The 303-nt window shown below is 65.7% G+C and carries 1 protein-coding gene; it reads left to right on the plus strand.

Annotated features, from left to right (window positions below):
• The coding region (locus AC5RU7_RS21110; protein WP_494053890.1) for an aldehyde dehydrogenase family protein at positions 1–303 on the plus strand (303 nt) is incomplete at both ends.

The raw sequence follows: 303 nt of genomic DNA on the forward strand, positions 1-303 counted from the left end.
TGAACGTCGTCGCCTCCTCGTCCGCGTCGGGGATTTCCGGGCCGCTGCTGAAGGACTCCCGGCTGCGGAAGGTCTCCTTCACCGGGTCCACCCCGGTCGGTAAACGGCTGATGGCCGACGCCGCCCAGAATGTGCTCCGCACCTCAATGGAGCTCGGGGGCAACGCACCGTTCATCGTCTTCGAAGACGCCGACCTCGACAAAGCCGTCGAAGGGGCCATGGCAGCCAAGATGCGGAACATGGGCGAAGCCTGCACCGCCGCCAACAGGTTCCTCGTCCACGAATCCGTCGCCGCCGAGTTCA

The organism is Arthrobacter sp. K410C (assembly GCF_059090105.1).